At 69.6% G+C, this 9426-nt stretch carries 8 protein-coding genes and 1 pseudogene; 7 read left to right on the plus strand and 2 right to left on the minus strand.

Going from position 1 to position 9426, the window contains the following annotated elements; genetic code table 11:
- Positions 1–184 (minus strand): annotated as a pseudogene (locus tag A9O63_RS22335) (glucosamine-fructose-6-phosphate aminotransferase); the annotation flags it as partial.
- A gap of 129 nt (positions 185–313) precedes the next feature.
- On the minus strand, positions 314–1366 hold the full coding sequence (locus A9O63_RS16040) for a LacI family DNA-binding transcriptional regulator (RefSeq protein ID WP_069332839.1): 1053 nt from the start codon (positions 1364–1366) through the stop codon (positions 314–316).
- Between the two features lie 780 nt (positions 1367–2146).
- Between A9O63_RS16040 and A9O63_RS16045 the strand changes: the two genes are divergently transcribed.
- The 7 genes from A9O63_RS16045 to A9O63_RS16075 all read left to right on the plus strand — a co-directional run bounded on the left by A9O63_RS16045 (position 2147) and on the right by A9O63_RS16075 (position 9197).
- Positions 2147–2509 (plus strand): bactofilin family protein, encoded by a 363-nt coding sequence (locus A9O63_RS16045; RefSeq protein WP_069332840.1) that lies wholly within the window; start codon positions 2147–2149, stop codon positions 2507–2509.
- Positions 2510–2995: 486 nt separating this feature from the next.
- Complete coding sequence (locus A9O63_RS16050; RefSeq protein ID WP_084295987.1) at positions 2996–3805, plus strand: DeoR/GlpR family DNA-binding transcription regulator; 810 nt, start codon at positions 2996–2998, stop codon at positions 3803–3805.
- Between the two features lie 172 nt (positions 3806–3977).
- A complete protein-coding gene (locus tag A9O63_RS16055) occupies positions 3978–5267 on the plus strand; it encodes an ABC transporter substrate-binding protein (protein WP_069332841.1) in 1290 nt (429 codons plus the stop codon).
- Between the two features lie 119 nt (positions 5268–5386).
- Positions 5387–6253 (plus strand): carbohydrate ABC transporter permease, encoded by an 867-nt coding sequence (locus A9O63_RS16060; RefSeq protein WP_227471853.1) that lies wholly within the window; start codon positions 5387–5389, stop codon positions 6251–6253.
- Entirely contained in the window at positions 6253–7065 is an 813-nt protein-coding gene (locus tag A9O63_RS16065; protein WP_002725001.1) for a carbohydrate ABC transporter permease, read from the plus strand. The genes A9O63_RS16060 and A9O63_RS16065 overlap by 1 nt, the downstream gene beginning before the upstream one ends.
- A gap of 32 nt (positions 7066–7097) precedes the next feature.
- On the plus strand, positions 7098–8156 hold the full coding sequence (locus A9O63_RS16070) for an ABC transporter ATP-binding protein (protein WP_069332842.1): 1059 nt from the start codon (positions 7098–7100) through the stop codon (positions 8154–8156).
- 27 nt (positions 8157–8183) lie between these two features.
- Complete coding sequence (locus A9O63_RS16075; RefSeq protein WP_069332843.1) at positions 8184–9197, plus strand: zinc-dependent alcohol dehydrogenase family protein; 1014 nt, start codon at positions 8184–8186, stop codon at positions 9195–9197.
- The last annotated feature ends 229 nt before the right edge of the window (positions 9198–9426 follow it).

Genomic DNA, 9426 nt, shown 5'->3' on the forward strand with positions numbered 1-9426 from the left:
CCAGAAGCTGCGCCTCCCCGCCGCCCACCAGCACGAGCCTCTCCACCGACAGGGCGCCGATCCAGCGCACCGCCGCCTCGGCCGCAGCCAGCGCCGCCTCGAGATCCCGCCGGTGGCCCGCCGCGTCGAACGGCCGGCCGAGGGCCGTGGCGCGAGACAAGGAAGAGCCGGCGGGACGATTCATGAGACCGATCTCACAGCGGGGCAAAAAAGGATCGGTCCGGCCGCCGCAGCGGCTGAGAGACCGATCTCACACTTCATACTGCACGCGAAATGCGATCTGGCAAGAGATTCTTTGAGGGCCGGTCAGAAGTCAGGCGCGGCCGAAATCGACGCGCGCCACCGAGCCGCGCGCGATGAGGCGGGTGGGAAAACGCACATGGCGGGCCGGCTCGTCGCTGCCCTGAATGCGCTCGAGCAGCATCTTGGTGGCCAGGGGCCCGATCTGGCCCACGGGCTGCGCCACGACGGTGATCTGCGGATCGGTGAAGGTGGCGAGGTCGAAGTCGTCGAAGCCGATCAGCGACACGTCGCGCGGCACGGCGAGCCCCATCGAGCGCAGCGCAAGCAGCGCCCCCGTCGTCATCAGACTGTCCACGGTGAAAAGCGCGGTCGGCCGTTCGGGCCGGCTGAACAGGCGGATCGTGGCGTCGATGGCATGTTCGACCGTCGATTGCGACACGGCGATGAGCCGGTCCTCGGCCGGAAGCCCCGCCTCGGCCAGCGCGCGCAGATAGCCCTCGCGCCGCTGCCGGGCGGTGGCGATGCGCGAGGCATCGTGGATCAGCGCGATCCGCCGGTGCCCGTTGGCGATCAGCAGGCCGATGGCCTCGTGCGCGCCGCCCTCGTTGTCGACCGTGACGCTGTCGCACTCCATCCCCGGCAGCTCGCGGTCGATCAGCACGAGCGGCACGCCCTCGCGCACCAGCCGCGCCAGATGGCGGTTGTCGCCCTCGGAGGCGGGGGCCACGATCATGCCGCGCACATTCAGCGCGCGCAGATTGTCGAGCAGGCCCTGCTCCTGCACGAGGCTCTCGTCGCTGCTGGCGATGAGCAGACTGTGCCGGCTCCGGCGCAGCGCCGCGTCGATGTCATGGGCCACGCGGGCGAAGAACGGGTTCTGGATGTCGCCCGGCACGAAGCCCACGATGGGCATCTGCCCCTGCCGCAGCGCCTGCGCGATCCGGTTGCCGCGGTAGCCCAGCCGCTCGGCCGCCTCCTGCCCCCGCCGCGCCGCCTCGTCGCCGACATAGCCGTAACCGTTGAGCGCCCGCGCCGCCGTCGCCCGGGACACCTGCGCGGCCGCGGCGACGTCCTTGACCGTCACCGCGCGCTTCACGGCCCGGGGCGGCCCGTCTTCTGCCACTGGACTCTCCATTGCGCGCGGTGGAACGGCCCCCGCTTACCAGAGGAAGGCCGGTTCCTTCAAGCCACGCGCCGTGCCCGGGAGCCGCGCCTCGCCCCCCGGGATCGCGGCGAGGCCCACGAGGGGACAGGGATCCACGCGCGCCGCTGTTTCCCGACCGCCGCAAGGCCCTGACAGGACGCTCCCACGCACGGACAGGCTGATGCGAATGATCTCAGACTGTCGGTCGCGCCCACCGTCACCAGCGGCGCCCGAGGAGACCCCCGATCCGGCCCCACAGCCCGCCGCTCCGGCGCAGGCGACCCGAGCCTTCATGCAACATAACTATCCTTATCCGTTATACGCTGCCGGAACCTTCTGGCCCCAGGGCATCCAACGCAAGTGCAGCCCGGCTTGGCCTCCTCGGGATGGAGGATGCGATTCTCCTTGCGCGGCCTGCTTCGATGCCAATGGCGACCTCTTCGAGCCGCTCCCCGGCCCCGAGGATGGACGCGAAGCCGCGTCGAAAGCAGGCCCGGCTCCCGAGCCGCCTCGTGCCATGGCCTGCGCACGACGGTGCCTCCGCTCGCCCCGGAGCATGGCCTGTGAGACTCATTTTCCTCCGCAGGTCCGCCGCAACCCGTGCGCTGCGGCGCGGGCCCTCCGTCCGCCCTGCTCTCGGTCCGCAAGCGGCGGCCGTCCGCGCTTCTTCGCCGATGGCGCGAAGGCGCATTGCCCTCGCGGCCCGCTTCTGGTCCAGTCGCGGCCAAGCGCAGCAACGGCAGAAGAAGCAGATCCGGCATGAAGACTCCGAACGGCCAAACCGACTCCTGGCCCGCTCCCGCGGCGCCCGACATGCGCCGCAGCATCGTGGCGCCCGATCTCGTCGTCGAGGGCGAGATCGCCTCTGCCGGGCCGGTCGACGTGCAGGGAACCGTCGTCGGCGGCGTGCAGGCGCCCGAAGTCGTCGTCGCGGAGGCGGGCCGCATCGAGGGCTCCGTCACCGCCCACGATCTTGCCGTTCTGGGCCGCATCTCCGGCTCGGTCTCCGCGCGGCAGGTGAGGCTGGGGCCGAGCGCCGTCGTTCAGGCCCATGTCGTGCACGAGCGCATCGCCATCGAGGCCGGCGCCGAGCTCGACGGCCGGCTCCAGCGCAAGGCCTGATCCTTCTTCAGGATGCCGCCGTAGGAAAAGCCCGAGGGGCCCATGCGCGGCCTCCTTCAGGCCCGCATCCCCGGCCAGGGCATCCTCTTCCCGCGGATCAGGTGCCCCCGACACCAGCACCGCCGCCACGCGCGCCGGTGTCTCTCACCCGCCCGGACGCCCCGCACCGGCAGGGCGCGCGCCCGTCGCGTTCCAGCCAGTGCCAAGCCACCCGGTCTGCCGCCTCCTCCTTTCGTGAGGAGAAAGCCCTCCGGCACTCCGGTCACGTTTCCAGCCAATGCCAAGCCGCCCCCTCCTCCCGTGAGGAGAAGGCCACCGTCGCCCCGGCCACGTCCTGCCAATGACGCCCCGAGCCGCACCGCCGCCCCGCGGGACATCTTGCCCCGGCAGCGGATCGTTCCGCCGGAGGACCTGCGTCCTTGAAAGCCGCGCTCAGATCGACGAAAGTTCTTCCAGAAACGAAACCAAATGATCGGATGTCTGCCCATGATGCGGAGTCTTGAACGGCATGCCGTCATCCTCGGGCTCCTGCGCCAGCAGGAGCATGTCACCATCGAGGCCATGGCCGCGGCCTGCGACGCGTCGCTCCAGACCATCCGGCGCGACCTCAACCAGCTCGGCGAGGACGGGCGCGTGGTGCGCTATCACGGCGGTGCGCGGCTTGCGGACCATGCGCGCAGCGCCACCTACGAGGTGCGGAGCGCGAGCCATGTGCGCGAGAAGGTGGCGGCGGGCCAGCTGCTCGCCCGCTTCATCCCGGACGGCGCCACGCTCTTCATCGCCGGCGGCTCGACCCTCGCCCTCGCCGCTCAGGAACTGCGCGCCTGCGAGCGGCTGACCATCGTCACAAACAACCTCCATGCCGCCGTAACCCTCTATGACAAGACGGGTTTCGACGTCTGCGTCCTGGGCGGCACCATGCGGCCCGCCAGCGGATCGATGATCGGCGAGGAGGCGGTGCGGATGATCGAGCGCTATTCGCTCGACTTTGCGGTGATCGGCACCTGCGGGATCTCGCCCGACGGCGCCCTTCTGGAATATGACCAGAGCCTCGTGCCGCCCCTCCTCGCCATGATCGCGAACGCGCGCCGGACGGTGCTGGTGGCCGACGGATCGAAGTTCGGCGCCAAGGGAATCGTGCGCGCAGCCCCCCTCTCCGCCGTGAACCATTTCGTGACCGACCGCGCCCCGGAAGGCCCTGCCGCCGACCTGCTCGCCCGCACCGGGGTGAAGGTCCATCACCCCGCCAATCCCAACCTGACCTCCGAGGAAGCGGCCGCGGACGGGCGCGAATGACCAGAATAGTCCAAAACCGAATAAATATTCGACTCATATTGACAATAATTCACAACAACGATCATATCCCTCCATCCGGTCCCCGAAGCGCGAGGAGGCGCGACCGGATCCAGCGGCCCGTGGAGCGGGTCGGCCATCGGCCCGGTCAGGACCGGGCCCTCAGGGAGGGAACATGAGACAGTTCATCATCGGCGCCGCCGTGGCGCTCGTCGCCATGCCGGCCGCAGCGCAGGAATTCGACTGGCGCAAGCATGACGGCGAGACGATCAACGTCATGCTGAACAACCTCGCCTGGACGCAGCTGATGCGCGACCGGATCGAGGCCTTCACCGAGGCCACCGGCATCAAGGTGCGCGCCGAGACCTTCAGCGAAGAGCAGTACCGCACCCGCCTGACCACGCTTCTGCAGGGCGGCTCGAGCGAGCTCGACGTCTTCATGACCCTGCCCTCGCGCGAGGCGCCGCTCTTCGCCTCGAACGGCTGGTACGCCGATCTCACGCCGCTCCTGAAGAGCGAGGCCACCGATCCGGCCTACAATTACGACGATTTCAGCGCGGCGCTGCGCCAGAGCGGCGTGGTGGGCGAGGCCGTCACCAGCGTGCCGATCAACGTCGAGGGCCCGCTCTTCTACTGGCGCCGCGACATCTTCGAGAAATGCGACGTCGAGAAGCCGGAATATCTCGAGGATCTGCCCGCCGCGGCCGAGAAGATCCGCGCCTGCGACAGCGCGATCACGCCCTGGGCCGCCCGCGGCCTGCGCGGCACCGTGGGCTATCCGCTCGGCGCCTTCGTCTACAACATGGGCGGCGACTTCATGGATGAGGACGGCAAGGCCTCGCTCTGCCTGCCGGGCACCATCAAGGGCCTCGACCTCTACGGCTCGATGCTGCGCGACTACGGCCCGCCGGGCGCCACCAACCACACCTTCACCCAGGTGATGGACCTGCTGGGCCAGGGCCGCGTCGCCATGACCAACGAATCCTCGAACGAATTCTCGACGCTGATGAAGCATGAGGGCCGGGTCGAGGACATCGGCGTGGACGTGCTGCCCGGCGGGCGCGAGTCCGGCATCTCGAAGCCCGTGGTCATCAACTGGAGCCTCGCCGTCTCGGGCCTGTCCGAGAAGAAGGAGGCCGCCTGGTACTTCGTCCAGTGGGCCACCGGCGCCGAGAACCAGGAAGAGCTCGCCACCCAGGGCATCGCCCCCTCGCGCGTGTCGGTCTTCAACGGCGAGGGCTTCCGCAACTGGGCCAGCGAGAGCCGCCCGCGCGGCGAATGGCTCGAGGCGCTGCTCGAGATCTCGCAGACCGGCTCCTCGCTCTACCAGACGCCCTCGCTGACCCGGACGCCCGAGGCGCGCGAGATCCTGTCGAACGTGGTGCAGCAGATCGTGCTGGGCCAGGCCGACGCCGAGACCGCCGCCTGCGCCGTGACGGACGAGGTCCAGGCCCTGCAGAACTGATCGCGGCGGGCCTCCGGGCCCGCCACGCCTCCCCCCGGACCTTCGGGTCCGGGTCCCTTCTCCGCCGCAGGCCCGTGCCGGCCGCAGCCCTCCCCTCCCGTTTCAGCCAGGAGAGCCCCATGCCCCCCCGGTCCCCCGGCCAGCAGGCCATGTCGGCCCGATGGATGATCCTGCCCGCCGTCGTCATGACGCTGGCCATGGTCATCTTCCCCTTGGGCTTCGCCATCTATCTCAGCCTCGGCGGCAACGGCACGCTGCCGGCCCTGGGCCTCGGCCATTACAGCCGCCTCATGGCCGACCCCGCCTTCTGGAGCGCGCTGCGCGTGACGCTCGTGCTCTTTGCGGTGGCGCTCGTGCTGCAGCTGGTGCTGGGCACCGCGCTCGCGCTCGCGCTCAACCGCTACAATGTGGTGCGCGGGCTGGTGCGGACGGCGATCCTGTCGCCCTTCATGCTGCCGCCCGTCGTCGTGGGCATGATCGCCATCGTCGTGCTCGATCCGGGCCTCGGCGCCGCCAACTGGATCCTCGAGAGCCTGGGCCTGCCGCATTTCCTCTGGCTCGCCTCGCCGCGCTGGTCGCTGCTGGTGGTGGCCCTGATCGACACCTGGCAATGGACGCCCTTCGTGGCCCTGATCGTGCTGGGAGGCCTTCAGGCCCTGCCCGCCCGGGTCTACGAGGCGGCCGAGATCGACGGCGCCAAGGGCTGGAGCCTCTTCTGGCATGTCACCCTGCCGCTCCTCGGGCCCACGCTGCTGACCGCCGCCGTGCTGCGCTCGGTCGATCTGCTGCGCTTCTTCGACATCATCTACATCACCACGCAAGGGGGGCCGGGCAACGCGACCACGACCCTCAACATCCAGGCCTACAAGCTGGGCTTCGACTTCATGGATGTGGGCTATGCCTCGTCGGTGATGATCGTGCTCGCCCTCATCGTCCTCGGCTCGGTGGTCTTCTTCGCCAGCCTGCGCAAGAAGGTGTCCTGGTAATGTCCGACACGCCCCGCTCCCGCTGGTCCACCCCCGTCTTCACGATCGGCGCGCTGCTGTTCATGTCGCCGATCCTCTGGATGGCGCTCTCGAGCCTGAAGAGCCCGCAGGAGGTGACCGCCTATCCGCCGAAGCTCCTCTTCACCCCCACCGCCGCCAATTATGCCGAGCTGTTCGGGCGGACGGACTTCCTGCACAACACCTTCAACTCCTTCGTGGTGGCCGGCGCCTCGACGCTCCTCGGGCTCGTGATCGCGATCCCCGCGGCCTTCGCGATCTCCTGGCACCGGATGGTCTGGCCCGCGACGGTCAGCCTCTTCGCCCGGATGGCGCCCGGCACTTTGTTCCTGCTGCCCTGGTTCATCATGTTCTCGAAGCTCGGCATGGCGGGCGGCTACACCGCGCTCATCCTCGCCCATGCGGTCATCACCATGCCGCTCGCGCTCTGGATCCTGCTGCCCTATCTGGATGCCACCCCGCGCGAGATCGTGGAGAGCGGCCAGATCGACGGCTGCCGCAGCGGCACGATCCTGATCCGCCTCGTGCTGCCGATGATCTATCCCGGCATCGTGGTGGCCACGATCATGAGCTTCGTCTTCTCCTGGAACTACTTCCTGTTCGCTCTGGCGCTCTCGGGCTTCGACACCAAGACCGCCATCGTCGCCTCCTTCAACTTCATCGGCGAGGGCACGACCAACTGGGGCGCGCTCATGGCTGCCGCCACCGTCATCGCGCTTCCGCCGCTGGTCCTGACCTTCACCGTGCAGCGCTGGCTCGTCTCGGGCCTCTCCTTCGGCGCCGTCAAGGGCTGACCGGCCCCGCCCCCCACGCAAGGTTTCCTGATATGAGCACCGTCCACGTCCGCAACGTCAAAAAGAGCTACTCCGACCTGACCGTGATCGAGGATCTGTCCTTCGACATCCACGACGGCGAGTTCATGGTCTTCGTCGGCCCCTCCGGCTGCGGCAAATCCACCCTCCTGCGCATGATCGCCGGGCTCGAATCCTTCCAGGGCGGCGAGGTGGCCATCGGCGAGCGCGTCGTGAACGGCGTGCCCGCGCGCGACCGCAACATCGCCATGGTCTTTCAGGATTACGCGCTCTATCCGCACATGACGATCCGGGACAACATGTCCTTCGGCCTCAAGATGCGGAAGACGCCCACGGCCGAGATCGAGCGGCGGGTGGCGGCGGCGGCCGAGATCCTCCAGATCGGCCATCTGCTCGACCGCAAGCCCCGCGCCCTTTCGGGCGGCCAGCGCCAGCGCGTCGCCATGGGCCGCGCCATCGTGCGCGAGCCCGACGTGTTCCTGTTCGACGAGCCGCTCTCGAACCTCGATGCCAAGCTCCGGGTCGAGGTCCGCACCGAGATCAAGCGGCTCCATGCCCGCCTCGGCGCCACGATGATCTATGTGACCCACGATCAGGTCGAGGCCATGACCATGGCCGACCGGATCGTGGTGCTGAAGGGCGGCGCGGTCGAGCAGATCGGCACCCCGCAGGAGCTCTACCGCGAGCCGCGCACCCGGTTCGTCGCGGGCTTCATCGGCTCGCCGGGGATGAACTTCGCCCCCGCCCGGATCGAGGGCGACGTGGCCACCCTCGTGACCGGCGACCGGGTGCCCGTGCGCCGCCTCTCCTCCGGCACGCGCGCGGTGCAGGGCGAGATCGGCATCCGCCCCGAGCATGTGCAGCTGGCCGACCCCCACGGCCCGGGCGTCGAGACGCTCGTCGATGTGGTCGAGCCGCTCGGCGCCGACACGCTGGTGGCGGTCCGGCTCGGCGAGGCGCAGCTCATGGTGCGCCTGCCCGGCGAGATCATCCCCGCCGAGGGCGACCGCCTGCGGCTTTCCTTCACCCCCGGCGCGACGATGGCCTTCGACGCGCAGGGACTGCGGATCTGATCCGCGCCGGACGACAGAGGTAGACCCATGAAGGCAGCGATTTTCGACGGCAGCCCGACGCTCCGGCTGACCGACCTTCCGATCCAGGAGCCCGGCCCCGACGAGGTGCTGATCCGCATCGATTCCGCCACGATCTGCGGCACCGACCAGCATATCCTCGAGGGCAAGTTCTGGGCCAAGCCCCCGGTGGTGCTGGGCCACGAATTCGCGGGCTACGTCGAGCGCGTGGGCGAGCGGGTGCAGAACTGCAAGCCGGGCGATCTCGTCTCGGTCGAGCCCCATGTCTATTGCGGCTGCTGCAAGCCCTGCCGGCTCGGCAAGCCGCATCTCTGCCTCGACCGGCTGGCCTGGGGGATCAACCTCAACGGCGGGTTCGAGCAATATGCCACCGTGCGGATGGACACGGTCTATCAGGTCCCCGAGGGGATCGGCCCCGAGGAGGCGGCCCTGGGCGAGATCACCGGCTGCTGCATGCACGGGATCGACCGCGTGGGGGTGGAGCTCGGCGATCTCGTCGTGATCCTCGGCGGCGGCGCGGCGGGGCTGATCCTCGCCCGGCTGGCCGAGCTGCGCGGCGCCGCGCGCATCGTCATCTCCGAGCCGAACGCCGCCCGGCGCGAGCAGATCCGCGCCTTCGGCTACCCCGACGTGGTCGACCCGCTGAACGAGGATCTGGCCGCCCGCATCGGCGCCCTGACCGACGGGCTCGGCGCCGACGTGGTGATCGAGGCCGCGGGCCGCGCCGAGACGGCCGCGCAGGCGGTGGAACTCGTCTGCCACGGCGGGCGCGTGCTCTTCTTCGGCGTGGCCGCCCCCGGCACCATGGCCGCGATCGAGCCGAACCGGATCTTCGCGCGCGAGATCACGGTCGTGGGCTCGATCCGCAACCCCTACACCCACCACCGCGTGATGGAGATCCTGCCCCGGCTCCGGCTGAAGGACATCGTCACCCATCGCTTCCCGCTGGAGAATATCGCCGAGGCCTTCGACGCCGCCCACCGCGGCGAGGGCCTCAAGATCTGCATCAAGCCGAACGGCTGACCCACCCCACCCCGGCCCTGAGCCCGCCCCCGCGGACCCCCTTCCGCGGCCTGCGGAGCCATGCCCCTGAAGGAAAGACCATGACCGATTTCAGACGCGAGAGGATCCTCGTCGGCGGCGACTGGATCCAGGCCGACGCGGGCGGCCGGATCGAGGTGACGAACCCGGCCACCGGCGCCGTGATCGGCACCGTCCCCGATGCCGGCGCGGCCGAGACGGCGCGCGCGGT

Origin of the sequence: Cereibacter johrii (assembly GCF_001720585.1) — a bacterium.
Taxonomy (GTDB): Bacteria; Pseudomonadota; Alphaproteobacteria; order Rhodobacterales; family Rhodobacteraceae; genus Cereibacter_A; species Cereibacter_A johrii.